Source organism: Flavobacterium sp. W22_SRS_FK3, assembly GCF_052113665.1.
Classification (GTDB): domain Bacteria; phylum Bacteroidota; class Bacteroidia; order Flavobacteriales; family Flavobacteriaceae; genus Flavobacterium.
On sequence record NZ_JBGQOF010000014.1, the window covers coordinates 14,614 to 38,367 of the forward strand.

At 34.1% G+C, this 23,754-nt stretch carries 24 protein-coding genes; all 24 read right to left on the reverse strand.

From position 1 onward, the window contains the following. Positions 1–28: 28 nt before the first annotated feature. The 24 genes from dusB to ACEN2I_RS14335 all read right to left on the reverse strand — a co-directional run bounded on the left by dusB (position 29) and on the right by ACEN2I_RS14335 (position 23,748). The gene (gene dusB / locus ACEN2I_RS14220; protein WP_441766759.1) at positions 29–1,021 is read right to left on the reverse strand and encodes a tRNA dihydrouridine synthase DusB; all 993 of its coding nucleotides are present in this window, start codon (positions 1,019–1,021) and stop codon (positions 29–31) included. A gap of 160 nt (positions 1,022–1,181) precedes the next feature. After that, on the reverse strand, positions 1,182–2,477 hold the full coding sequence (locus ACEN2I_RS14225; RefSeq protein WP_441766760.1) for a phenylacetate--CoA ligase family protein: 1,296 nt from the start codon (positions 2,475–2,477) through the stop codon (positions 1,182–1,184). Beyond that, the gene (locus tag ACEN2I_RS14230; protein WP_441766761.1) at positions 2,474–4,141 is read right to left on the reverse strand and encodes a C45 family autoproteolytic acyltransferase/hydolase; all 1,668 of its coding nucleotides are present in this window, start codon (positions 4,139–4,141) and stop codon (positions 2,474–2,476) included. Before ACEN2I_RS14230 ends, ACEN2I_RS14225 begins: the two co-directional genes overlap by 4 nt. 4 nt (positions 4,142–4,145) lie before the next feature. After that, positions 4,146–5,663, reverse strand: a complete 1,518-nt coding sequence (locus ACEN2I_RS14235; protein WP_441766762.1) for a phytoene desaturase family protein — start codon at positions 5,661–5,663, stop codon at positions 4,146–4,148. Beyond that, positions 5,664–9,344 carry a 1-acyl-sn-glycerol-3-phosphate acyltransferase gene (locus ACEN2I_RS14240; protein WP_441766763.1) on the reverse strand — a complete coding sequence of 1,227 codons (3,681 nt, stop codon included), beginning with the start codon at positions 9,342–9,344 and terminating at the stop codon, positions 5,664–5,666. Between the two features lie 87 nt (positions 9,345–9,431). Continuing rightward, complete coding sequence (locus tag ACEN2I_RS14245) at positions 9,432–10,610, reverse strand: DUF2062 domain-containing protein (RefSeq protein WP_441766764.1); 1,179 nt, start codon at positions 10,608–10,610, stop codon at positions 9,432–9,434. A gap of 19 nt (positions 10,611–10,629) precedes the next feature. Beyond that, entirely contained in the window at positions 10,630–11,115 is a 486-nt protein-coding gene (locus ACEN2I_RS14250) for a hypothetical protein (protein ID WP_441766765.1), read from the reverse strand. Between the two features lie 2 nt (positions 11,116–11,117). Next, a complete protein-coding gene (locus ACEN2I_RS14255; RefSeq protein WP_441766766.1) occupies positions 11,118–11,489 on the reverse strand; it encodes a 3-hydroxyacyl-ACP dehydratase in 372 nt (123 codons plus the stop codon). Between the two features lie 3 nt (positions 11,490–11,492). Further along, a complete protein-coding gene (locus ACEN2I_RS14260; RefSeq protein WP_441766767.1) occupies positions 11,493–12,101 on the reverse strand; it encodes a porin family protein in 609 nt (202 codons plus the stop codon). 30 nt (positions 12,102–12,131) lie between these two features. After that, positions 12,132–12,767: a hypothetical protein gene (locus ACEN2I_RS14265; RefSeq protein ID WP_441766768.1), complete on the reverse strand. Its 636-nt coding sequence runs from the start codon at positions 12,765–12,767 to the stop codon at positions 12,132–12,134. Then, positions 12,733–13,368 (reverse strand): outer membrane lipoprotein carrier protein LolA, encoded by a 636-nt coding sequence (locus tag ACEN2I_RS14270; protein WP_441766769.1) that lies wholly within the window; start codon positions 13,366–13,368, stop codon positions 12,733–12,735. Before ACEN2I_RS14270 ends, ACEN2I_RS14265 begins: the two co-directional genes overlap by 35 nt. Continuing rightward, positions 13,358–14,134 carry a polysaccharide deacetylase family protein gene (locus ACEN2I_RS14275; protein ID WP_441766770.1) on the reverse strand — a complete coding sequence of 259 codons (777 nt, stop codon included), beginning with the start codon at positions 14,132–14,134 and terminating at the stop codon, positions 13,358–13,360. The genes ACEN2I_RS14270 and ACEN2I_RS14275 overlap by 11 nt, the downstream gene beginning before the upstream one ends. After that, entirely contained in the window at positions 14,131–15,192 is a 1,062-nt protein-coding gene (locus ACEN2I_RS14280; protein WP_441766771.1) for a beta-ketoacyl synthase N-terminal-like domain-containing protein, read from the reverse strand. Before ACEN2I_RS14280 ends, ACEN2I_RS14275 begins: the two co-directional genes overlap by 4 nt. After that, a complete protein-coding gene (locus ACEN2I_RS14285) occupies positions 15,192–16,388 on the reverse strand; it encodes a beta-ketoacyl-[acyl-carrier-protein] synthase family protein (RefSeq protein WP_441766772.1) in 1,197 nt (398 codons plus the stop codon). The genes ACEN2I_RS14280 and ACEN2I_RS14285 overlap by 1 nt, the downstream gene beginning before the upstream one ends. Before the next feature lie 146 nt (positions 16,389–16,534). Continuing rightward, positions 16,535–16,792, reverse strand: a complete 258-nt coding sequence (locus ACEN2I_RS14290) for a phosphopantetheine-binding protein (RefSeq protein ID WP_026727250.1) — start codon at positions 16,790–16,792, stop codon at positions 16,535–16,537. Positions 16,793–16,794: 2 nt separating this feature from the next. Then, complete coding sequence (locus ACEN2I_RS14295; protein ID WP_441766773.1) at positions 16,795–17,412, reverse strand: 3-oxoacyl-ACP synthase; 618 nt, start codon at positions 17,410–17,412, stop codon at positions 16,795–16,797. Positions 17,413–17,511: 99 nt separating this feature from the next. Beyond that, positions 17,512–18,126 carry a hypothetical protein gene (locus ACEN2I_RS14300; protein ID WP_441766774.1) on the reverse strand — a complete coding sequence of 205 codons (615 nt, stop codon included), beginning with the start codon at positions 18,124–18,126 and terminating at the stop codon, positions 17,512–17,514. Between the two features lie 20 nt (positions 18,127–18,146). Next, the gene (locus ACEN2I_RS14305; RefSeq protein WP_441766775.1) at positions 18,147–19,298 is read right to left on the reverse strand and encodes a beta-ketoacyl synthase N-terminal-like domain-containing protein; all 1,152 of its coding nucleotides are present in this window, start codon (positions 19,296–19,298) and stop codon (positions 18,147–18,149) included. 102 nt (positions 19,299–19,400) lie between these two features. After that, a complete protein-coding gene (locus ACEN2I_RS14310; protein ID WP_441766776.1) occupies positions 19,401–19,850 on the reverse strand; it encodes an acyl-CoA thioesterase in 450 nt (149 codons plus the stop codon). Next, entirely contained in the window at positions 19,825–21,108 is a 1,284-nt protein-coding gene (locus ACEN2I_RS14315) for an ABC transporter permease (RefSeq protein WP_441766777.1), read from the reverse strand. The genes ACEN2I_RS14310 and ACEN2I_RS14315 overlap by 26 nt, the downstream gene beginning before the upstream one ends. Beyond that, a complete protein-coding gene (locus ACEN2I_RS14320) occupies positions 21,098–21,796 on the reverse strand; it encodes an ABC transporter ATP-binding protein (protein WP_441766778.1) in 699 nt (232 codons plus the stop codon). Before ACEN2I_RS14320 ends, ACEN2I_RS14315 begins: the two co-directional genes overlap by 11 nt. 60 nt (positions 21,797–21,856) lie before the next feature. Then, positions 21,857–22,855 (reverse strand): BtrH N-terminal domain-containing protein, encoded by a 999-nt coding sequence (locus ACEN2I_RS14325; RefSeq protein WP_441766779.1) that lies wholly within the window; start codon positions 22,853–22,855, stop codon positions 21,857–21,859. After that, positions 22,855–23,259, reverse strand: coding sequence for a hypothetical protein (locus ACEN2I_RS14330; RefSeq protein ID WP_441766780.1), 405 nt, complete (start codon positions 23,257–23,259; stop codon positions 22,855–22,857). The genes ACEN2I_RS14325 and ACEN2I_RS14330 overlap by 1 nt, the downstream gene beginning before the upstream one ends. A 24-nt stretch (positions 23,260–23,283) precedes the next feature. Continuing rightward, on the reverse strand, positions 23,284–23,748 hold the full coding sequence (locus tag ACEN2I_RS14335; RefSeq protein ID WP_441766781.1) for an ABC transporter permease: 465 nt from the start codon (positions 23,746–23,748) through the stop codon (positions 23,284–23,286). Positions 23,749–23,754: the final 6 nt, after the last annotated feature.

A 23,754-nucleotide genomic window follows, 5' to 3' on the forward strand; every position in this document is an offset into this window, starting at 1 on the left:
CTTCATTTTTGAAGGTCTTTTTTATATATTATACAAACTCATATCCAGCATAAACCTGTTCGATTTCTTTCATAACTGCGAATAAATCTTCAGGTGCATCAGTAGTAACCAATTTTTGTTTGTATTCTTTAAAAGAGTGGATTCCCTTGAAATAATTGGTATAATGACGGCGCATTTCTACAATTCCCAAACGTTCCCCTTTCCAGTCCATTGACCATTGCAAATGATTTCTGGCCGCTTCAACACGATCTGCAACAGTTGGTGCAGGGAGGTGTTCTCCAGTTTTAAAGAAATGTTTGATTTCATTAAAAATCCACGGATAACCAATTGCAGCACGACCAATCATGATGCCATCAATTCCGTATTCATTTTTATATTTTAATGCTTTTTCAGGACTGTCGATATCTCCGTTTCCAAAAATAGGCATTGTAATTCTTGGGTTGTTTTTTACACGTGCAATATGCGACCAGTCGGCGTGGCCTTTGTACATTTGAGCACGGGTTCTGGCATGAATGGTTAAAGCCTGTACACCAATATCCTGCAATCTTTCGGCAACTTCGTCAATGTTTATTGAATTATCGTCCCAGCCTAAACGTGTTTTTACGGTTACAGGCAAATCGGTACTTCTGATTACCGCTTTGGTTAAACGCACCATTAAATCGACATCTTTCAAAACTCCGGCTCCCGCACCTTTGCAAACGACTTTTTTTACCGGACATCCAAAATTGATATCGACTAAATCCGGTTTTACGGTAGAAACAATTTTAGACGAAAGTGCCATCGCTTCTTCATCTCCACCAAAAATCTGAATTCCGACAGGACGCTCGTAATCAAAAATATCCAATTTCATTCGGCTTTTGATAGCATCACGAATCAATCCTTCTGACGAAATAAATTCAGAATACATCATGTCAGCGCCATGCGTTTTGCATAATCTGCGAAACGGCGGATCGCTTACGTCTTCCATCGGTGCCAGTAATAAAGGAAATTCGGGTAATTCTATGTTGCCAATCTTGACCATCTTCACTATTTTGTGCAAAATTACAACTTTTAGTTTAATTCGCAGCAAAACATTCATTTTGACGTTGAAGACGCTGAATTTAAACCATTATATAAGTTCATTGTAGCTCTGCGCAAAGTTTTATAGGAACCGCTATAACTTATATGGTAATTTTTTTTTATTATATGTTATTTCGATAATCAAAAAACCGAATTGGTTTTCGGCTCATTGGATTAAAGACCAAAGGATTCAAAGTTTCTTTTGAAGCAAATTCAATTTTTGGAGTTACTCTCAATTTGGCTCTGAAATGGTCTTTCATTTCCTGTAGAAATTCAGGTGTTTGATTTTTTACTGCAATTTTTATCAGGATTTCATCCGTACCTAAATTGTTGGTAGAAATTTCAATTATATGATTTTCAATATTGTCAAAACCGCTCAAAACATCGTTCATCGCTGGCGGATAAAGTGTCGTGCCTTTGTATTTGATCATTTGTTTTTTACGGCCAATTACCGGACCAACACGCAAGGTATTTCTTCCGCAATTGCAAGGTTCGTTGTGCAATTGTACAATATCGCCGGTTTTAAAACGGAGTAATGGCATCGCTTCGATTCCTAAAGTGGTAAAAGTTAGCTCTCCAATTTCGCCATTTTTTACAGGCATATTATTTTCATCCAAAACTTCAACAATTATTAATTCCGGATGATGATGACCGCCAATGCCGTGCTCACATTCTGTAAAAGCAGTGCTCATTTCAGTAGAAGCATAAGTCGAAAACAACTTAATATTCCATTTTTCTATAATTTTTTTGGTTAAAGTATTCATCGAAAAATCCTCATTTCGCAATGATTCTCCAATGCAAATAGCACCTTTTATACTTGAATTATTATAATCGATTCCGTGAATTTCTGCATATTCAATCAATTTCAAAAGAAATGATGGAACCGTAATTAAATAGGAAGGGTTGTACTTTATAATTGAATCCCATTGCAATTCGGGAATTCCTGCGCCAACTCTGATAACGCCAACTTTTAATTTTCGCAACCCAAGAAAATAGGCTAAACCAGCCATAAATTTCCTATCGATTGTGGTCATTAATTGAACTACATCACCTTCTTCAATTCCGGTACAGGCAAAAGAAATAGCTTCATTATAAGCCAGTCTGTCTAAATCAGCATCGGTTAAACCAAAAGTCACCGGATCGCCTAAAGTCCCAGAAGTAGAGGCATAGTCAATAATTTTATGCTGAGGCACACACAAAAAATCATCGTTGTATTCTTGTAAATCTTCTTTTGTGGTTACGGGCAAATATTGTAGATCTTCAAGGGTCTTAATTTTAGAAATATCAATATTTCTTCCTGCAAAAAGACGTTTATAAAAAGGAGAATTCTGGCTGATATAAGTCAAAAATTCCACTAATTTTCTTTCCTGAAAAACTTTAATCGCTTCTAAAGAATCTTTTTCTATTGCTGGAATCATTGTAGTTTTCTTTTGATTTTTTTTAAATATTTTTCAATTGCTGCTTTTTCAGGAGCGGTAGTAATTTCTTTGGTTAGAGATTTTTCAAAATTAGCCCTAGCCTGCAGAAACTCTTTTTTTTGATAAAAGTACAACCCAGCTTTGTAATACACAACCCAATAATCTGGGTTTAAGTATTGATAGTGCTGGATAAATTCAGCAGGAATATTTTCTTTATTTTTCAGATATAAATCAAACTGATGGTTTTGAATTTTGAATTTTTTATAGTTTTGAAAAGCTGAAGTTTCTAAAAATGGATCTTTTGCAATATTTAAATTTTCTTCTTCGAATGAAATAGCAACATTTGATTTTTTTTCTCTAAAAATAGAACCCAAATTATAACAAACAAATTCGCCTAACTGATACGGATTTGCCGAAACCCAAACTAGTTTTTCTTTCGGTTTAAAAATAATTCCGTGATGCGCAAGCAATTGGTTGAGGGCTTTTTCATTTCCATAACCTAACGGAATATCTTTTAAGCCTTCTTTATTTCGAAGAATTTCAGAAGCAATTTTTGGATTTATTTTCGGGTTTTCGATGAAAAGTTCCTGCATTCTGTCAAACCGATATTTTGAATGACTGTTGGCAATTTGCGATTGATTTTTTTCTTCATTTTTAAATGCAGCACTCTGAAAATGATTCGAACAAAGTAATTGATCGCTGTTTGGAACATCGTAGACATCCATTTTTTTTGGTGAAACTTCAATTAAAACGGCTTTATTATCATGTGCGCTTCCTACCATAATCGATTCAGAAACAAAAACTTTTCGTTTTTTGGCAATTAAAATCGCTTCGTCAATATTTTGAGCATATTGTAAAATTTCACGCGTCAAAATCGAAATAGGGGTTTTGGCACTCATCGGCATTTCAGATTTTCCGGCATTAATCGTTACCGTTAAACCTTCCATATTCATTCCGGAAACAGTTCCAATCATGCCCGGCCAGGTAACCATCATAAATTTGTGACCTTCTTTCGGATTTATAAAGGCTGCGATTTTATTTTCTGCGAAAGCGTCATTGACATAAAAGTCAAGATTTCGACCAAGAATTAGATTTCCATCTTCAGATTTTTCATTCCACGCCGCAAAAGACGAACAGCCTACTAAAGCCAAATCCTGTAAAGCGTGCCCAATATCATGCGCGGCATGAAGATACAAACCACGTTGATATTGAGGTGCAATGTTGTCAAAATCATGTGAAGTGTATTGTGAAATGCCATAAATCTCTGTTTGATATTCGGCAGGCACATTCGTATATAATTTTCTATTGAACCATTTTAAAAAATGGCGAAGTAAATTCTGTTGAAATTTTGAGGGGACTAAATCGGTTATTTTGGAGAAAAAAATCTGTTCCTGTTTTTTCAAAAGAGAGTCTGACAAAGCACCTGTCGTGAGGCCAATTTCTAAAGGATCGCCTTCGACATACAATTCCCAAAGCCCTTGTTTATTCTTTAAAAGCGAATTTTTTCCGGAAATGAAAACGCTGTCTGATCGTTTTATGACAATTGGTTTTGCAGCATTATAACTGGAAATATCCGGCAGGTTATTTTTTGATTTTGAGGTACCGCAAGAAACAAGTAGTCCAGTAAAACCGATAATAAAATAGTATGTGATTCGGTTTTTCATGTTTTTATTCTGTTGCGTTTTTAATTTTGGTAATCAAATATTCTTTTCCAACAATTTCAGAACAGGTAACAACTGCGCCAATTGTAACACCCAAAACACCATGCATGTTGATGCTCTGACCAGTCAGATATAAATTATTTAATTTAGTTTTTGACGGAATCAAAGTTTTCATCGGGTTGTTGGAATCTTTTACATAACCGTACATATTTCCGTTATCCCCTCCAATATAATCACGGTATGAAAGCGGACTTGAGGTATGGATCGACTGAATACAATTTTTTATTCCGGGAAATTTTATTTCGATTTCATCTAAAAGTTTAGAAGCTTTTCTGGCTTTGAATTCTTCATAATTTTCGCCACGATCATTTTTTTCAAAAGTAGTATTGAAGGTATTTGTCCAGGGCAAAACATCATCGAATTTCATGTAAGTAATAAAAGTCATTCCGTCTGCCCAGATTTCATTTTCTTTGGAAGCATTCATGGAGGCCATATACATTTTTGGCCACGAATTTTCGTCGTATTCATGAGCAGTCCAAACTTCATTACTATTCTTGAAATGATAATAATTGTGATTGATATATTTGAACGTTTCCGGTTTAAAAACAATATATAAACTAAACGCAGAAAGTACGCCTTCGAGACTTTGGATTCTGTTGTAAAATGGCTTTCTGAAGTTTTCTTCGCCCGCCATTTTCAGAGTGGTTTTGGGTTCGATATTCGAAATAAAATAAGTTCCCAAAACCGCAGTTCCGTCTTTCATTAGTACCGAATTTACTTTATGATTTTCAACATCAAAACGCATAACTTCTTTATGTTTATAAAACTCTCCACCGTGTTTTTTGAGTTGTTTTAAAAGTTGTTTTGTAATCTGACTTCCGCCATTTATACAGCGCCAGGAGCTTTGAATGTAAGAGTTCACAATAAGCGCATGCACATAAAACGGAGATTTGTCAGGAATTCCGGCGTACAGAAAATTTGAACCCGCCAATACAGCTTTTAGTTTTTCATTTTGAGTAAAGGAATCAATAGTTTCTTTTGCGTTAAGCGTCAAAATATCGTTGTCATATTTCCCTTCCCATTCTAAATTATAGAGCGGAAAAGAGTCACAGATGGTTTTTAATTTTTTGCAGTAGTTGGAAATATTTTCTTTTTCCTCTGGGAAGTAGTTGCCTAATTGATGAACAAAATTTTCATATCCCTGCGCATGCGGATATTCAGTGTTATCATCTTCAAAAGAAATAAAATCGAAAGCATTATCATCTAATTTTTTTAGGTTTAAATCATCGATAATGCCCAAATATTTAAAATACTGATGGAGATTCTGACCTTCACCTAAACCTCCGATGTAATGAATTCCGGTATCAAAAATGGTTTTATCCCGAACAAAAGTCTGAAGGTTTCCGCCGTATTGATTGTTTTTTTCGAGCACACAAACGCTGTAGCCTTCTTTAGCCAGAATAATGGCCGAGACCAAACCGCCTAAACCGCTGCCAATAATCACTACATCATATTGTGCTTTCATTTAGCTTTTCTTTAAAATCGTAATACTATTTTCTTCTAAAAGAATTTTAAACCCGGAAGCAATTAACTTTGTTTTATAGTGTAGGCAATATATTAAAATTATAGAAGAAAATTTTGAAACAATTTTTTCAGGATTATCATTATAGCTTTCATCCGAAATTAAAACAACATCGTATTGAATTTCCTGAATTGCTTCCAGATTTTCAAGATATGTTATTTTTCTTTTTTTAGCGATATAATTTGTTTTGGCAACGTCTCTTTTTTCCTGGTCAGGGGAAAATGAATCTATTTTTCGCTGCGGTTCCTGCAAAGTCAATAAAACATCCAATTGCCCGTAATCATTTGCTAAGTGTAATATTCTGGCTTTCGCCGAAATATGCTGATTGAGCTGATAATAGGCTTCCAGATGAGTTTTAAGGTTTTCTTTTACACTTTTTACGATTTCAATTTCCTTGTAATCGTAACTATGAACGAGCATTTTTTTGAAATAATCCAAACCTTCTAATTCCTGACGAATTTTGCGGAATTCAGCTTTAAAAAAGATACTTATTTGTTTTGTTCTCTCTGTATAATTTTTCCCGAAAGAGAGATTTTCAGGCGTTATTCTTTCTAAAATAGAAACTGTAATAGCACCATCGTGAATTATAAAATCGCCTTTTGGCAACACTTCTGAAACACCATGAATTAAAACCGGAAGAATATCTAAATTGAATTGTTCGGCGAGATAAAAAGCACCTTTGTGAAAACGTTTAATCTGATTACTTTCAGAACGGGTTCCCTCAGGAAAAATCATGATAGAATATCCCTCGTTTACCTTTTGGCGTAAATGTTCAACTCCATTTTCAAGTCCTTCTGAAACGGGATAAAAACCTGCTTTTTTAACCGTAGCGCCAAAAATAGGGGAGTTGTATACCCAATCATTTACTAAAAAAATAATTTTTGGACTTAGCATTCCAATGGTGAGAATGTCTAAAAATGAAGAGTGATTGGCAATAATTATGGCTGGTTTTTCTAAATTTTCATTAAAATTATTGATGATTTTTTTGTCGACAAATGGATTTGAATACAAGACTGATTTCATAAATTTTGAAATCATAAATCGAAATCCGCTCATTTTTCTTTTTTCACTTATCGGAAGAATCGGCATAATGATCACAGAGTACAGCGACATTAAAATACCACCAAACCCGTAATAAAAAAAGGAAATAATGCCATTTATAAAACTGCGCAGTTCAAAAGGTGCATTCCCGTTTTTTGGTCTGTTTGACAAAAATAATTTAAACAAAATAGGGTAGAAAATAAACGTAATAATCAATGCTGCAAAAACCCCAATTAAGGAAACAGAGGAAATCGATCTTAAGGCAGGATGCTCAGCAAAAATCATCGCGCCAATTCCTAAAATGGTTGTGATAACGGCCAGAATTATAGATGTTCTGTAAATAGCAATTTCGTTTTTTCCGGTAGTGAATTCTTTTTGAAGGGCGCTCGTCATGAAAATACTAAAATCAACGCCATGACCAAAAATCAAGGTGCAGACAATCATACTGAAAATATTCATCTGAATACCAAAAATGCCCATGATTCCAGCCGTTACAATTCCGGTTAAGGCAATCGGAATACAGCTTACGATAACCAATTCGATTCTTCGGAAAAAGAAAAACAGAATTAGAAGTACCGCAATGAATGAATAATTGACAAGTGAATTAAAGTCGGTTTTTAAAGTGCTAAAAAACGTTTCATTCATTTGCTGGCGGTCAATGGCAATCAGATTCTTTTTGGCAGAAGCCGATTTTACAAAAGCATCTCGTTGTTCAGGAGTCACTTTTACCAAAGTCGAAATCGTATAAAAACCATTTTTTTCGGTTACAAATTCTTTTAGCTGTAACGCCTGAATTTTTAAATAAGCTGAAGCAGAAATGGTTTTAAAATTAAAATCTAAATGATCGTAAAAATTAGAATAAGTGGTTGGCTTAAAACCGAGTTTGGAACCTTCAGCAATTAATTGAGATTTTAAAAGCTGTTTTTTATCGGTATTCCAGAATGAATTCCATTGGTCTGTTTTCTGTTGTTGTGCCACCTGCGAAAGCATAATTCCACCAACCGAGCTGAAATTTAGAATTTTGTTGTTTTGTTTTGCTGCCGACAAATCCGCAAAAAGCTGACTGTTGTTTTGCAGCACTTCTTCCATATTTCTTCCGTAAGAAGCCAGGTAAATGGTTTTTGAAGTTAAACTGGTGCTTTCTTCCAGTTCTTTTTCTGCCGCTTTAATTTCTTTTGGAATAAAATTCAGTTGAGACAAATCATTATTGAAACCGACATCATTAAAAGTGAAGCAGCAAATAATCGTAATTAGAACACAAAGACCAATTAATATTTTATTATTATGAAATGAAAAATGCGCCAGTTTATCAATAACATTTTTCTTGTGTTCAAAATTATTTTCTTTCGGTTTGTATAAATGCGGCACAATTAAAAGTGAGAAAAATGCTGAGGCCATTACGATAACCGCAGCGAAAATTCCTAAGTCATTCAGCGCATCCGATTTTACAAAAAGCAGACACAAAAAAGCAACCGCCGTAGTCGAACTGCTCATAATGACTGGCATCGTAATGTCTTTGTACAAAGTTTTTACATCGCTGTTGTGTTTGTAATGCGTGAGAATATGCAGGGAATAATCAATCGTAATGCCGAGTAAAATAGAACCAATTCCGAGAGAAATTGCGGAGATTTGTTCTTTTACAAAATATAAAAATGCAATTGCAAACAAAGCGCCAAAGACAGTTGGAATAAAAATGATAATCGGAATAAGGATTTTACGATAAAACAAAATCAAAATCAGCATTAACGTAATCATGGCGATGGTTGTCGTTAAAACAATATCACTTTTAATCTGATTGGCATTGGCAACGGCAATTAAAGCTGAACCAAAATAACGGATCGAAGTTTTACCTTTAAATTTCTGATTTAAATTTTCCTGAATCGATTTTAATTTAGCGGCAAAAATGGTGTTTTTTGCAGTTTCGCTCGACGAAAGATTTGAGGTAATAAAAAGCAATAATTTGGTTTTGTCTTTCGTCATGACAAAACCGTTGTCGAGCGTAAAATCGTCACCAATATTTAACTGCTGCAGTTTTTTTAAAGCAATAAACGAAATTCCTAAAGGATCCTGCAGAATAAAATCTTTGGTTACAAATCCGGATGGTGAAATAATAGATTTATAATTTCCCTGAACAGTTGCTGCAATACTATCTTTTTGCAGTTTATTTTGAATAACATCGTAATCTTTATTTTCCAGAAAAAGAGGCAAATTTCCGTAAACAAAATCAATGGTTTCCTGAATGTTTTCTTCGTCAACTTTCCCCTGGATTCCTGTAATGTAAGGTTTGCAGGTTTTTGAAACGCTGTCAGAAAAAGCAGTTGCCATTTCTTTTAAATCTTCATTAGAACCATCTTTTTCGAGTTTGAAAATAACGGTTATTTTATCGGCAAAATTTAATTGTTTTAAAACTTTTGCGGTAACATCTGCCTTATCGTTTGTTGGAATTAATTTGGTAATATCTTCTTCAAATTTGATTTTAGAAGCAAAAAAGCCAAAGATAAAAAGCATCAAAACAGCCAGCACAACCGAAAGAGATTTTCGTCGGTTTACAAATAAATGAATGGCGTAGAAATAGTGATGCATAATGGTTGTTTAAAATTTTTCTGCTATGAATTTCATCTAATTGATCTGATCTAATTTGTAAAATTTTCAGTGAAAAATAAGTATATTTTATTCGTTGTTTTTCTTGTTAAATGCTGTCAAAAGTAAATAACTCAGCAAACCGCAGATTAATGCTGAAGCGGTTGCTAAAATAAGACTTCCCACGATATATTGTGTAGCATTTTTTTGAATATCGTCAAGTGTTAGGGAACTGTCTAAATTTAAAGGGGTACTACTGGATACAAAAAGACTGCCCACTTGAAGCGATGCATAAATGATAAAAGGAATAAAAGGCGGAAAACTAACATTGGAAGTCAGATACGCAATAACTTTGTTAAGTCTGAACAAGGCCGCAAAAGTAAAAAGCAAAATAGTCTGAAATCCCCAAAACGGAGAAAGTCCAATAAAAACACCCAAAGAAATAGCGGCAGATTTTTTGAAATCCGAATCAGTACTTTCTAAAATGTCTTCAAGAAAGAACTTTTTAAAACCTTTTTTTTTTGCCCGGCGAAAGAAATCACGAGGTTTGATATACAAAAGCGCATTGGTCACCAAAACCGTATTCAAAATACTGATTCGGGTAAAATCCTGAAAAGGGCGAAAATGCGAAACACGTTCTGCCGGATCATACAAAACCTGAATCGGAATGTTTTTTACAGGAATTCCTTTCCATGCTGAACGCACAATGACTTCAATTTCAAACTCAAATTTATTGGTAAAAAATTGTTTCGGAATCAATTGCAAAGGATATAATCTGAAACCTGATTGTGTGTCATCAAGTTTAATTCCGGTTTCAAACTTGAACCAAAAATTCGAGAATTTATTTCCGAAACTGCTTTTCTTTGGCACATTTTCCTGCGTCATATTCCGGCTTCCAATCAATAAAAAATTCGGTTCTTTTTGAATCTCAGCAATAAAATTCGGGATATCAGATGCAAAATGCTGTCCGTCTGAATCGATTGTAATCGCATATTCAAACTTCATTTCGATTGCTTTTCGGAATCCGTTCCTCAGTGCCCGCCCTTTTCCTAAATTTTTGGGATGATGGATTTGCGTAAATTCCGAATATTGTTTTAGGATTTCGCTGGTTTCATCAGTCGAACCATCATTAACAATAATAAGATTTTGTGTGTATTTTAAAAGAGAATCCAATACTTTTTGTAACGTTTTCTGATTGTTGTACGTGGGTACAATAACGCAGAAATTCGTTAACTGAAGTTGTTCTTGTTGAGGTAAGGTAGGATTCATTTGGTGGTATTTCTTAAGCTTACTTTACGAATTCTTTCTCTTTTTCAGAGAAACTTTTCGACTGTAGAATGAAGCTTTTTAAGTATTCTTTTAAAGAATTCGACTGCTCATTATAATGCTCAGTCAGGAACTTTTTATCGTCTTTTATATTTTTTTTGTAACCCGTAATTCCGGGAACATTTTCCTGAATGCTCAATCGGATCATTCGGATTTCAATATTGTCCGGCTCGCTTTTTATGGTTGATTCAAGGAGTTTTGCACCTTCTTTAAAACGATCCATTTTGGCTTGTAATTTTTTCTCAAATTTTGAATCCAATAAAATCGAAGCTCCTTTGTAAGCGATTAAAATTTTATCGTGATCATTTGAAACATTTGTTAATTTAGCAGTAAACTCTTTTGCATTTGCTTCTGATTTTGTAACTGTTGGGTAGAGTTTTCTAATGCTGGCCAAATCCTGAGCACCAACAAAATTAATCCATAAAACAAGTGTTAACAGTAGTTTCATAATTATATTTTTTTGTAAACAGTACTCAGTTTCAAAGCAACAGTTTCATTAAAATAAGTGATGTTTTTTACTTTTATCAAATCATCTTCGGTTACGTTAATGTCAAGTTCCAATCGCAGTTCTGGGTTAACTTCCGGATTAATAAGTGCCATAAATTTAACATTGGTAAGCGTTTGGATCATTAAAGTTTTGAGTGTAATTTTCTCTGTAAGATCTTTAATAATCTGAATCATGCATACGCCTGGCATAATTGGATTTCCCGGAAAATGACCTTTGAAAATTTCATGTTTTTCATTGACCAGAATCGTAATAGTATGTTTAGAATCTGCTGTTTTTTCTTCCGAAAGTATTTTGTAAAAGTCTTTTAAAACCATAATTTATTTAACTTTAAAAGTATAGCTAATACCAAGTTGAAAAACCTGGTTTAAAACAACATCATCATAGTAATAATCATTATCAAGTCCTTCATACCCATAAACATCTACGAATCCTTGTTTAAATCTGGCTTCAAAAGATAGGCCATTCGGTAACGTATATCCAACTCCACCTACCAAAGCAAAATCTGCGCCGGCCGGATTGTTATCATATTCAGGAAAACTATCATCTGTTTTAATATCCAATGATGGACCGCCTAATATATAGAACCCTTTTCCACCAAAATGAAATTTTGCAACAGCGCCAACTGATAAATAATTTAAATCATAATTTACTTTTCGAGAGCCAATTAAACCTCCACCATCAATGTATTCAATAGCTTCAGATCCTTGTCTTGTATAGTTTAGTTCGGGCTGCAAAGTAAAATATTTATTGAATTTTATGGCTACAAAACCGCCGACATAAAAATCAGATTTAGAGTTACTAGGTTCAAAATTAGTAAAGTTTGAAATGTTTAAACCGCCTCTAATTCCTGGACTAAAAGATACTTGCGCTTGTGTTGATGCAAGGCCAATAAATAAAACAAATGCAATTAAGGTTACTTTTTTCATGGTTGATTTAATTTAAGATTAGTTTAATTTTTACTCTGATTTAAAATAGTTTAACTCAATTTTTAATTTGATATTCTGATGTAAAATGACCACTTTTTCAGCAAAAATATCGTTTTCTGAAGTAAAAGTAATTGTTATTTTTTCTTTTGTTTTGGAAGAACGAATGATTTTTTCTAATTGATGTTCTTTCTTGGAGAAAAAAATATAATTGTCTCGTTTTCCGTCTTCCGATTTATAAATATCATCTGATTCGTGTTCGAATTGTTCCTGAATCAAATACTCTTTTTTAAGAAGCAGTCTAAAATCTTCTTTTAAAGTGTTGATCAGGATTTTTTTATCTAATTCTGATACAATGGAATTGACTTTGAAACTCGTTTCAGAAATTTCAAAATCTAATAATTTGTTCCCGAATTCAGTTGTGAAAACGACCCGATGCGTTGTGTCATTTATTTTCTTGGCAATGAAGATTCCGGACATTTCATGACCGTAAACTGTGATGTTAGTTTTGTAAATGTAGTCAGCTTTGGAGTCTGAAAAATAAGGAACTTCTATAGCCGTTTTATCTAAATTTTTAGGCGTATAATTTTTGGTGACCGAGCCACAAGAAACCAAAACAATTGCCAGAAAGCAATTAATTAGTAAAAACGGAATCGTCGATTTTTGCATTGATCACTTTGTTTTTAAGTACAATTCGGGTATAATCGTCAGATGACTCCAAGAGTTTAACCTGAACAACTGTTGCTTCTTCTTTATCAAAAGTCAGTTCAATTTGTTTGATGTATTTTTTCAAAGTAGCATCTTTGGGAATAAATTTTGCCAGATTTTGCCCTTTTAATTTAAAGTATGAAATCGTAAATGCTGCTTCGTCAAACATATTGCCACTCACACTTCCCACAATTAATTTATTGATTCGGGCAAAGATTTTGCTGTTGCCAATATCAACTGCGCTTTTTTTTCCTTCGTCGTTAATGAGGATTTTTCCGTTTTTAAAAACGATGCTGTAATTGTATGGTTTTTTATATTGCCATTGCAAAAGATTCGGTTCTTTAAAAATCATTTTCCCGGAAGTCTCAATATCTTTTGAAATAAAATCTAAATGTTTGTACTGAATAAAATCGGTACTTAAAGTCTTGATTTTTTTCGAAACAATAAGGACATCTTCTTTAAACGAAGCAACTTCTGATGTCGTCATCTTTAGTTCCTGAGCAAATAAAGAAGCATTATAGATAGTAAAGAAAAAAAAGAGAATATATAATTTAGTTTTCATACGCTTTAAGATTCAAAAGTTCTTCCACAGAAATTACTTTGTAATTGTTTTGGTGTAAAAATTGCAAAAACTGTTCCAATACCAAAACAGAGTGTGATCCCGTGTCGTGCAAAAGTACGATTCCGCCGGGAGAAATGCGTTTTATAATTCGGCTTAAGATGAAATCCTGATTTTTTGTTCCGCCGTCAAGCGAACGAATATTCCAGCCAATAACTTTATGATTGGTTAGTTGCAAAGCTCTGCGGATCGAAGGGGTTGTAACTCCGTAAGGGGGACGAAAAAAGTTTATTTTTTTGGAAGTGAATTTTTCCAGCAATTTATCTGTTTTACGCAGTTCATCAGTTATTTTATCTTCATTATAAAAATCGAAAAACTTAGAGTGACTGTAGGAATGGTTTCCCAATAAATGACCATCTTCAATAATTTGTTTTACAATTTCAGGATGTTTTTCAATGTTTTTTCCAATGCAAAAAAAAGTAGCTTGGGCATTGTATTTTTTTAAAAGTTCTAAAACTTCCAAAGTAAAAATACTCGGACCGTCATCAAAAGTCAGGGCAATTTTTTTTTCTGTTTCTAAAGGATTATTGCAGAACGCTTTTACATGATAATTAGATGAAATTAGGGCAGAACCAAAAGCATTTATTCCAATCCAAAGTATAATTATACCTAAAAACCAAAGAAAATTTACGGTTACATAAAAATTCAGAAGATTCACAACAATCACTAGTAGAATAAAAAGTATGGAGATGTTTTTATGCGTTATCATTTGGATAGTAACGTAAAGCTATGATTTTTACCATTCACCTGATTGTACAATAAAATGGTTTTGTAAGCAGGTTTTGTAACCGAATTTACTTTTACAATTTCAGGAATTTCCTGGGTTTTTATGATTTTTGATGCCATCCATAGCGCAAAAGCAGAAGCCGTATCATATTCACCGCTCAAATGTTTGTAATATAACTGAGGTGTTTTTACGAAAGCATTTGCAGCCAGATTTTTGTAATACGAATCAAAAGCCATATTTCCATCAAAGCCAAAAACAACAGCATCAATATCTGAAATTTCTAAATTATTTGATTTTAAAAAAGATATAATTTCTGTTTCAATTTCGTTTTCCTCCAGTGTATTTAAAATGGAAACATCCAAAATTTCAGCATAAGTACCATCTTTTTTTTCATTTTCTAAAATAAAAAAACTGGCGCCTTCACCATAAACAGCACCGTTTGAGGTTGAATTTAAAACTTTATACGGAGCTGTATTATCCGTTTTTATACGACCATTCAGTTTGAAAAGAGCAGTAGTATAATCACCGTTTTCATCAACACCGCCCACCAAAATAGAATTGGCTTCGTTTTCTTCAATCTGCATTTTAGCATCTAAAAGTGCTGACTCAAAAGAAACAGCTCCGTTTACATACGTAAAGTTATAACCTTTGCATTGCATCAATAAGGCAATTTGAGCGCCAACGGTATTGTGTGTAGATTGAATAAAGGATGTTGGCGTCAGGAATTCTTCGTTATTGTCGAGAATATTTTTTAGGAATTTTTCAGAATCTTCAATGCATCCCAAACCGGTTCCGGTAATAATGGCGTCTACATTTTCAATGTTTGCATCTTTCATAGCCAATGCCGAAGCTACAATTCCGTTTTTTACTCCTTTTGCCATTCGGCGAATGGCGACAGGTGAAATATAATCTTTGTAAACCGGAGGAACAATCGAAAGGACATTTTCGTTTGTATTGATAACTGCTTCTTCTAAAAAAACAGTATCAAATGTTTTTTGAGTCGAAATACAGCCTACTCCATTTATATATGTTTTTTTCATTAGCTTTTTGAAAATATAAGAGTGGAACAATTTCCTCCAAAACCAAAAGAATTAGATAAAACGTATTCGATGTTTTTATTTTTTAAAGTTGTCTGCGGAGTCAAATCGAATTCTTCAATTTTGGTTTCAAAATTCAAATTCGGATAAACAACATTATGCTGAATTGCCAAAATACTATAAATCGCTTCAATCGCAGCTGCAGCCGCTAAAGTATGACCAGTAAAAGGTTTTGTAGAACTAAAATCAGGCACTTTTTCATCTCCATAAATTCGGAGTAAAGCTCTTCCTTCAGATAAATCATTATTTGGAGTTGCCGTTCCGTGTACGTTGATATAGTCAATTTCAGAAGGTTGTAAGCCTGAAACTTCAAAAGCTTTTTTCATAGCCAGATAAGCACCGTCTCCATTTTCTGAAGAAGCAGTTTGGTGAAAAGCGTCGTTTGCATTTCCGTAACCTGAAACTCTTGCCAATATTTTTTTGTTATGTTTCTGAACCATTTCATCGGATTCAAGGACTAAAAAAGCTGCAGCTTCGCCTAAATTTAAACCTTTACGATTGTTGTCAAAAGGTTTGTTGTAATCATCAGATAAAATCATCAAAGTTTTAAATCCGTTGATAGTAAATTTTGCCAAAGCATCAGTTCCGCCCACAATAACGCGATCTAATTTTCCGCTTTTAATCAATCGGGCGCCCAGCATAATTGCGTTTGCAGCTGATGAACAGGCTGTACTAATGGTGGTTACCAATCCTTTTAAACCTAATTCGGCAGCAATTTTTTCAGCGACATCGCCGCCGTCGTGACAGGCAATATATTTTACAAGATTAGGATTTTCAAAATAATCATAATAATGTTTTTCCGTCATATCCATACCACCCACGCTTGTGGCTGAAATAAGACCTGTTCGGAATTCGTTGATTGAGGTAATTCCGGCATTTTCTACCGCTTGTTTGGCTGCTAAAGTGCCAATCATTGCGGTTCTCGAAAAATTATTATTTTCAGAAAGTCCTAATTCTGTAATCAGTTCTTCGTTGGTTTTTTTGATTTCCCCAACATTAATTACATCAGCATGTAGAGTCGAAATATTTTGGATTCGGGAAATGCCCGTTTTATTTTCGATTAACGAAATATAATTTTCTTCGACTGAATTTCCAATCGAAGAGATAATTCCCATTCCGGTTATGGCGACACCTTTCATTTTTAGACTTCTTAGATTGTTAGAATTTTAGACTTCTTAGATTATTTTTATTAGACTTACTTAGAATTTTAGATATTAGACTTCTTAGATTTTTGGAAAGCATTTTCTAAGTAGTCTAAAAACCTAAGAAAGTCTAACTAAACAGTCTATTTTGTTCTGTTAGCGCTAATGTATGCTGCCATAGTTTCGATTGACTGGAAAATTGATTTTCCTTCCTTCGGATCTACCAGTTTAATTCCGTAGTCTTTGTCTAAAATCACGATTAATTCAAGTGCATCAATCGAGTCTAAACCTAAACCATCTCCAAACAAAGGATCGTTATCGGCAATGTCTTCGATTGCGATGTCTTCTAAGTTTAAAGTCGTAATGATTTTATTTTTTAATTCTTCTTTTAATGCTTCCATGCTTATTTATTATATAATGTATTGATAGTCTCGTTTGTATATTGTGTGTTTTCTTCTTCGCTTATTATGCAAAGAAAAGCTTTGTAATTGTCATTAAAAAATTCTACCCAACCACACAGAACCACATCTGCTTTATTCGTATTCAAAAGAATATTAGAATAATTTGAGACAAACTCAGTGTTGAAAGCATCAAATATAAAGAAAGAATTTTCACTTTTCAGCTGATGACGAATACTTATTTCACCCAGACAAATATTGGGCAGCGTATAAACAAAAACCGCAGGACTCGGATAATAGTTTTCTTTGTCTGAAATAGATTCCTGATATTTAACATCTGTATCTAAACTGGATGATTTATTGGCCAAAACCAAAGCGATATTGTTTTCCTGTTCCGAAGAAGTAATCGGGCTTAAAAGCAATTCGGCACCTAAAAAAGCTAATTTACTCAAAGCATCCATCTTGAAAAACTTCGGATATTGAATCTCAAAATTACGATAAGCCTGTTTAGAAAAATCACCAAAATCAGTTGGTTCAATTTTGAATACAGAAGTTCCGTTCAAAACGATTTCGTTGTTTTGGATTGTGATGTAATCTTGTATGTAGGTTTTATTTTGAGTCATTTTATTAATTTAACACGAATTCCACAAATTTGCACGGATTGTTTTTGAGTTAAAATTGCACAAACTAATCTTTGAAAATTGGTGCAGCTCTTATTTGTTTTAAGAAACCCAAGTATTTTCAATTTTTGTAATATGCCATTTCCCAAATTTATTTTCAATTGTAATTTGAAATCCTTGTCCACATTTTCCTCCACCACATGAAGCTCTTGCGTCTAAAATTCCTGATGTTTTATTTTTATTGAAATGAATTTTATGAATTGTAATAGTACCAACAGGCATTTTACTTTTTTTGTCGTTTATGTCCCAATATCTTTCTTCAGGAAATTTAGATGTATATTGAAAATCAAACTTTTTATTGTTTTTAAATGGAGTCAAATCAAATTTGTCGTCATTGATTCCATTACTTACTACAAAATCATGAACACCAATTAAAATTCTGTTTTTATCATTTTTAATACTGTCTTGTTCAATCTGATATCTTTTTAATTCATCATGATATCCAACAGTATCTCTTTTACCAGTTTTAAAATCAACTGTTCTTGGAAAGGGTGGAGGATCCATTGTTCTTCGATCCATGTAAATAGAATCTACAATTTCAAGGAAAACGCTATTCAAAACATCTTTTTCAAAATCAGATTCAGACAGTTCTTTCTTTTTACATCCAAATGATGAAAGAAGAGTTATAGTTATAAATATGAATTTTGATAATTTCATTTTCAATTAATTCGTGAAAATTAGTGCAATTCGTGTTTAACTTTCTCAAAAACCACAGCCGTATTACAACCTCCAAATCCAGAAGCCGTTTTCAGAAATAAATTAATATTGGCTTCTTCATTTTTCTCAATAACATTAATCGTTTCGCTTAAGCCGATTTCATCAAAACCTTTCGATTCAAAAAGTTTATTTTGATTCGCTGATTCAATAGCGATTACGGTTTCCAATAATCCAGAAGCACCCAACGTATGACCGTAAAATCCTTTCAAACTATTGACCGGAACATTTTGCAAATTTAAACGATTAAATGCAATCGCTTCCATCTCGTCGTTGAACGGAGTTGCGGTTCCGTGCGCTGAAATATAATCGATTTGATCTGAATTTATTTGCGCTTCTTTCATCGCATTCTGAATACTTCTGAACAAACCTTCACCTGTTCTTGAAGGTCCAGAAATATGATTCGCATCGTTTATCGAACTGTCGCCAATAACTTTTATTTTGGCAGTTACCGGATTTGCAGAAACTAAAACCGCCGCCGTTGCTTCGCCCAAACTTACACCAGTTCTGTTTTTTGAATACGGTTTACAAGGCAAATCGCTCATCGCCTGAAAAGCATTAAAACCAGACAAAACAAATTCAGAAACTTCGTCGCCGGCAACGACAAAAATGTGATCGTAAAGATCCGACTGAATCATTCTTTTCGCAACGGAAATTGCTAAAATTCCGGAAACACAAGCATTCGAAATAACAATTGGCGTTGTTTGAAATCCGAAGAAATTGGCAATATTTTTTGCCAAAACATCTAAATGTGCGTTTTGAAAATTCGTTTCAGAATTCTCTATTAAAGCCGTAACATTTCCTTTAGTAGTTGAAAGTATAAAAGCCGTTTTTGAATTTAATTCAACTCCCGAATTTTTGATCATCGGCTCTAAAGCCAAAATCATCATTTTCTCTAAACGGGAATATTTTGTATCCCTGCTGATTTTCTCAAAAGCACTGTTTATTTTTTCATCAGCAATAATAGAAGCATAAAACGCATTCGGCATTAGAGAAATATGTTGGTGCAATTGAATTCCGGAATCGCTACGCAAAATCGCTTTGATGTTAGATCGAACATCAAAACCTAAAGGCGTGATACAATTGGTTTCATTGATATATACTTCTCTTGTCATTTGTAATTTTATTTCTGTATGATTTTATGGCACGCAGATTTAAACAGATTAAAGCAGATTTACGCGGATTTTTTAATTTGTGAAAATTTGTGTAATTCGTGTTTACAACAACAACCCCACTTTACGTTTCCATTCTTCATAAAAAGGAGGATTGGTCAACATCAAATTTCCTTCTTTATCTAAAAATACCTGAACCGTTTCGCCTGTGCAGGCTACTTCTCCTTTTTTGTCTATGATTCTAAAACGATAAATTATTTTGGCGGCTGGCGTATCGACAACGGTTGTTTCAATCGTTACCACATCACCATAACGCAAAGACAATTTATGTTCGCATTTTGATTTTACAATTGGTGTTGTGTAACCGGTATTGCCAATATCTAAATACGTCAATCCGTGTTGGCGTCCAAATGCTTCTCTTCCATCTTCAAAATAGGTAATATAATGGCCGTGCCAAACGATTCCCAACGGATCAGTTTCGTTAAAACGAATTCTGATTTCGTGCGAAACGGTTAGGAAAGCGGCTTCGTTATACTGTTCTTTTCTTTTTATCATAAAATAGGGCAATGGAAGTTGTGATTATAAAGAACAAAAATAGCAAACTTATTTTTGGGATGATTTCGACGAAAGAAACGTTGCGCAATAATACATCGTAAAAAGCTTCTAATCCCCAATTCATAGGCGATGATTTGGCAATGATCTGCATGATTTTTGGCATTGCAAAAACAGGAACCCAAACACCTCCAACGGCAGCTAAAATGATGACACTAGTCGCACCAAACGGGGCAGATTGTTCCTGAGTACTCGCAACAGTTCCTAATAAAATCCCGAAACCAATTGCGGCAAAACCAGAAAATAAAGCGACAGCACTCATTAAAAACAAATGCCCTTCAACATTTAAGGATGGCAAACCAATATGTGGAAACAAGAAAATTGCCACCGCAACCATCATATAAAACTGAATCATACAGATTATTAAATACGTAATGGTTTTTCCGATGATGATAATTAAATTCGAAGTCGGATTGGTCAGTAAACGTACAAATGTACCCTGCGATTTTTCTTTTACAATATTGATGGACAACGGAATTACAATAAAAAATATCGCAAAAAGTGTCCAGGCCGGAACGTTGTGCTGAACCGAATTGGGTAATACTTCTTTATTATTTATTCTTGGAATAATTTCTTTAAAAGTAATGAAACTCTTTTGTTCGAATTGCGTATTTTCTTCTCCTAACTGATTTTGAAAAGTCGTATAAATCGATTTGGTTTCAATCTGTGAAATCATTTTATCAATGGCGTTCATTACCGAGGTTTTGAAACTCATTTGAACAGCCGGATCAAAATACAATTTTACTTCTTTTTGCTGTAAAACTTTTGAAGTTTTTGGTTGTGCAACAGAATCGGTAAAACCCATTTTGCTCACGATGTTCTGTACATTCTGATCTACTTTGGCTTGTAAATCGACACTCAAATCTTTCGGAATTACAATCGCCAGTTTAAATTTTCCTTTGTAAACATTTTCTCTGGCAATTTCCTCCGTAATAGGCTGATTGTCGATTTGCGTTATAATATCAAATGCATTATTCTTTTGCAGATTATCAAAAACCGTTTTTGAAACTGAACCTTTGTCATTATCAACCAATAAAATCTGAATTTTAGTATCGGTAACGGATTTAAAAGTACTGTCCTGAATAATGGTAACCGTGATCACAAGTACTAAAGGCATAATGAACAGAATGATCAATCCGCCTAAATCTCTTTTAAGCAGTAAAAATTCTTTTACGATTGACATCCAAATTTTATATAGCATCTCTAAAGTCTTTACCGGTTAGTGAAATAAAAACTTCTTCGAGATTTTTGGCTTCTTGAACAGATGCAATCAAAGTTGACGGCGTGCCTTGGGCGTAAATTCGGCCTTGGTCTAAAATAGCAATCGTATCGCAGAAATCTTCGGCTTCCGCCAAATGATGCGACGTATAAATAATCGTAGTTCCGTTTTGGTTTAATACTTTTAAATAATTCAAAATGGCATTTTTAGATTGTACATCAACACCAACGGTGGGCTCATCCAAAAACAAAACTTTTGGATTGTGCAGAATACCGGCTATTAAATTGACCCTGCGTTTCATTCCGCCCGAAAAGGTTTCAATACGTTTATCGGCAAATTTCAAAAGTCCCAAAAGATCTAACGTTTCAATTACCTTGTCTTTTAAATCAGAACCTTTCAAACCGTACATACTTCCAAAATAATGCAGATTTTCACGCGCTGTCAACGTTGGATACAACGCATATTCCTGAGGAACAACGCCAATTATTTTTTTGATTTTTGCAGCATGATGTGAATAATCCAGATCATTAATCGTAAAATGTCCTGAAGTGGGTTTGATCAATCCACAGAGCATCGAAATTAAAGTGGTTTTTCCGGCACCGTTCGGGCCTAACAATCCATAAATCTGACCTTCGTTTATGTTTAGCGAAATGTCGTTCAAAGAAAACATTTCTGCGTCTTTGTATTTTTTTGAAAAGGATTCTATTTTTATGATGGAATTCAAAATATATTAGCTGATTGCATTTTTTAGTTTTTTGAAAAAGATTTCTTCGCGATTGGCAATGTCCAAAAGTTCATCGGCAATGGAATTATAAGCATCTTCTTTGGCGCTTCTGTTTTTGTAAATACGGGACGCTTCTACGGCAAAATCTCTCCAGGAATCTCCAATCTGAGTCATTTCTTTCGAAAGATTTTTCAATTCTTCATTACCCAAAACAAACGAAGCTTCCTGTAAAAAAGCGGCGTAAATAAAACGGAAGCCGCCGCCTCCTGTTCCTATTTCCTCCTGCATTCGCACCATCTGAGCCAGATAATGATTGGCTTTTCTGACACCGTGTTTTACAGGCCATTTTCTGATTCGGCGGGAAACAAATCTAATTCCACGCACACCTACAATTGGCATTGGTGCCAACATAGTGCGACAGGTATCTTTGATTCCTTTGATGATAGCACTTTTGAAATCAACTTCATTCGGAATCTGAATTGGATAATACATTTGCCCTTTTGGCGCAAAAGCTCCTTTGGCAAAACGGACTTTTTCTAGTTCATCATGCGTTAAAGTCGTAACGGTTTCCATGACAGGATCGCTGATCAGATAATCGGTTTCAGTTTTTCCATAAACGACTAAATTATGTGCGTTGAAATGAAAACGATATTCATCCGGAAAATAACTCAAATTATACACGCCAACTTGTAATCCGGTTGGAATATTATTTTTTAAATTTTCGTCTAAAGCCTGAGTGGCATTTGAAACAGATGAAAATTTTTGTCTTTTTATTTTAAGATTTAAACGGTTTGCGACTTTATTAAAAATTTGTCCGGGTAAAGTTCTATAGCTAATTGCCGGTGCATGATTTACTTTTATAAAAGGTAAATAAACGAACAAAAGTCCGGAACCAATTCCGAAAACCATCGGCTCACTAATGTTCATTCCGCTGTTTTTTAAGAGGTTTGAAGCCACTCCATTTTCGCAATGAGCAGATTGATGATGTGTAAAAGTAACTTGCATTAATCTGGTTTAAAGTTTTTTAATTCAGCTATTGAAATGTCAAAAGCGTCTGCATATTTTTGTAAAATTTTGTCACTCAATTTAGCGAAAACGGCTGGTTTAAAATGTCTTTTTACGCGCCATTTCCACAGATCAACATAACCGGCAAGAATAGTAAGATCCATTTTATTAAGTTCCATATAATAGCAAATCGGACTCAATTCTCCAATTTGAACTTTTAGTTTGGCTTCTTCGGCACGTTCTTTTATATCATCAATTGCGTTCGAAAGTGCAATGGCTTTGGGTTCCCAGCCGGTACTTAAAGCGGTTGTGTAATTGCCGTTTTCATCGGTAGCGTAAACCAATTCCTTGAGGTTCTTTTTGCTTAAATTTCCATCGTGCTGAGGTACATTTTCTTTTTCCATGACGGTTTAAATTTTCAATTTAGCTTATGTTGCTGCGGAAATGGTTTTTTGAATAAACAAATTAATTTCGCATTCTAATAGTATTTTGTCTTCGAGTAAACTTTCGCAACTCATGGTGCATAACGTATAATCGTCACCAACAAATTTTGAAACGAGAGCTGCCTTGGTGATTATTGAATTTCCAACTTTTGGAAGTGCATGTATTTTTAGATTTTTTAAGGCGCTAATAAAACCTATAACGTTAACATTCTTATTTTCTGTGCCATCTTCATCAAAAAAATACTTTTTTCCCACTATTGACGAACAAGTCTGGGCTGTATTTTCGATTAAACCGGCTTCTGTAAAAATGTTGTTATCGACAAAAATATTGTCTTCCTGAATAAAAAATATGGTTTCTACAAAGTTAGCATCAATATTTAAAATCAAATCGACCATCAGCATTGGAGCTCTATGAGGCAGGTAATTTTGGATGTCAATTCCGACTTTCATAGTAGT

What these genes read in the sequence shown, in the direction of transcription:
- ACEN2I_RS14330 (WP_441766780.1), bottom strand. Translation starts at nt 23,259, where the DNA reads ATGGAAAAAGAAAATGTACCTCAGCACGATGGAAATTTAAGCAAAAAG.
- ACEN2I_RS14260 (WP_441766767.1), bottom strand. Translation starts at nt 12,101, where the DNA reads ATGAAAAAAGTAACCTTAATTGCATTTGTTTTATTTATTGGCCTTGCA.
- ACEN2I_RS14235 (WP_441766762.1), bottom strand. Translation starts at nt 5,663, where the DNA reads ATGAAAGCACAATATGATGTAGTGATTATTGGCAGCGGTTTAGGCGGT.
- dusB (WP_441766759.1), bottom strand. Translation starts at nt 1,021, where the DNA reads ATGGTCAAGATTGGCAACATAGAATTACCCGAATTTCCTTTATTACTG.
- ACEN2I_RS14250 (WP_441766765.1), bottom strand. Translation starts at nt 11,115, where the DNA reads ATGAAACTACTGTTAACACTTGTTTTATGGATTAATTTTGTTGGTGCT.
- ACEN2I_RS14300 (WP_441766774.1), bottom strand. Translation starts at nt 18,126, where the DNA reads ATGAAATTATCAAAATTCATATTTATAACTATAACTCTTCTTTCATCA.
- ACEN2I_RS14320 (WP_441766778.1), bottom strand. Translation starts at nt 21,796, where the DNA reads ATGTTTTCTTTGAACGACATTTCGCTAAACATAAACGAAGGTCAGATT.
- ACEN2I_RS14270 (WP_441766769.1), bottom strand. Translation starts at nt 13,368, where the DNA reads ATGAAAACTAAATTATATATTCTCTTTTTTTTCTTTACTATCTATAAT.
- ACEN2I_RS14310 (WP_441766776.1), bottom strand. Translation starts at nt 19,850, where the DNA reads ATGATAAAAAGAAAAGAACAGTATAACGAAGCCGCTTTCCTAACCGTT.
- ACEN2I_RS14295 (WP_441766773.1), bottom strand. Translation starts at nt 17,412, where the DNA reads ATGACTCAAAATAAAACCTACATACAAGATTACATCACAATCCAAAAC.
- ACEN2I_RS14230 (WP_441766761.1), bottom strand. Translation starts at nt 4,141, where the DNA reads ATGAAAAACCGAATCACATACTATTTTATTATCGGTTTTACTGGACTA.
- ACEN2I_RS14305 (WP_441766775.1), bottom strand. Translation starts at nt 19,298, where the DNA reads ATGACAAGAGAAGTATATATCAATGAAACCAATTGTATCACGCCTTTA.
- ACEN2I_RS14255 (WP_441766766.1), bottom strand. Translation starts at nt 11,489, where the DNA reads ATGGTTTTAAAAGACTTTTACAAAATACTTTCGGAAGAAAAAACAGCA.
- ACEN2I_RS14285 (WP_441766772.1), bottom strand. Translation starts at nt 16,388, where the DNA reads ATGAAAGGTGTCGCCATAACCGGAATGGGAATTATCTCTTCGATTGGA.
- ACEN2I_RS14315 (WP_441766777.1), bottom strand. Translation starts at nt 21,108, where the DNA reads ATGCTATATAAAATTTGGATGTCAATCGTAAAAGAATTTTTACTGCTT.
- ACEN2I_RS14290 (WP_026727250.1), bottom strand. Translation starts at nt 16,792, where the DNA reads ATGGAAGCATTAAAAGAAGAATTAAAAAATAAAATCATTACGACTTTA.
- ACEN2I_RS14325 (WP_441766779.1), bottom strand. Translation starts at nt 22,855, where the DNA reads ATGCAAGTTACTTTTACACATCATCAATCTGCTCATTGCGAAAATGGA.
- ACEN2I_RS14245 (WP_441766764.1), bottom strand. Translation starts at nt 10,610, where the DNA reads ATGAATCCTACCTTACCTCAACAAGAACAACTTCAGTTAACGAATTTC.
- ACEN2I_RS14335 (WP_441766781.1), bottom strand. Translation starts at nt 23,748, where the DNA reads ATGAAAGTCGGAATTGACATCCAAAATTACCTGCCTCATAGAGCTCCA.
- ACEN2I_RS14280 (WP_441766771.1), bottom strand. Translation starts at nt 15,192, where the DNA reads ATGAAAAAAACATATATAAATGGAGTAGGCTGTATTTCGACTCAAAAA.
- ACEN2I_RS14265 (WP_441766768.1), bottom strand. Translation starts at nt 12,767, where the DNA reads ATGCAAAAATCGACGATTCCGTTTTTACTAATTAATTGCTTTCTGGCA.
- ACEN2I_RS14240 (WP_441766763.1), bottom strand. Translation starts at nt 9,344, where the DNA reads ATGCATCACTATTTCTACGCCATTCATTTATTTGTAAACCGACGAAAA.
- ACEN2I_RS14275 (WP_441766770.1), bottom strand. Translation starts at nt 14,134, where the DNA reads ATGATAACGCATAAAAACATCTCCATACTTTTTATTCTACTAGTGATT.
- ACEN2I_RS14225 (WP_441766760.1), bottom strand. Translation starts at nt 2,477, where the DNA reads ATGATTCCAGCAATAGAAAAAGATTCTTTAGAAGCGATTAAAGTTTTT.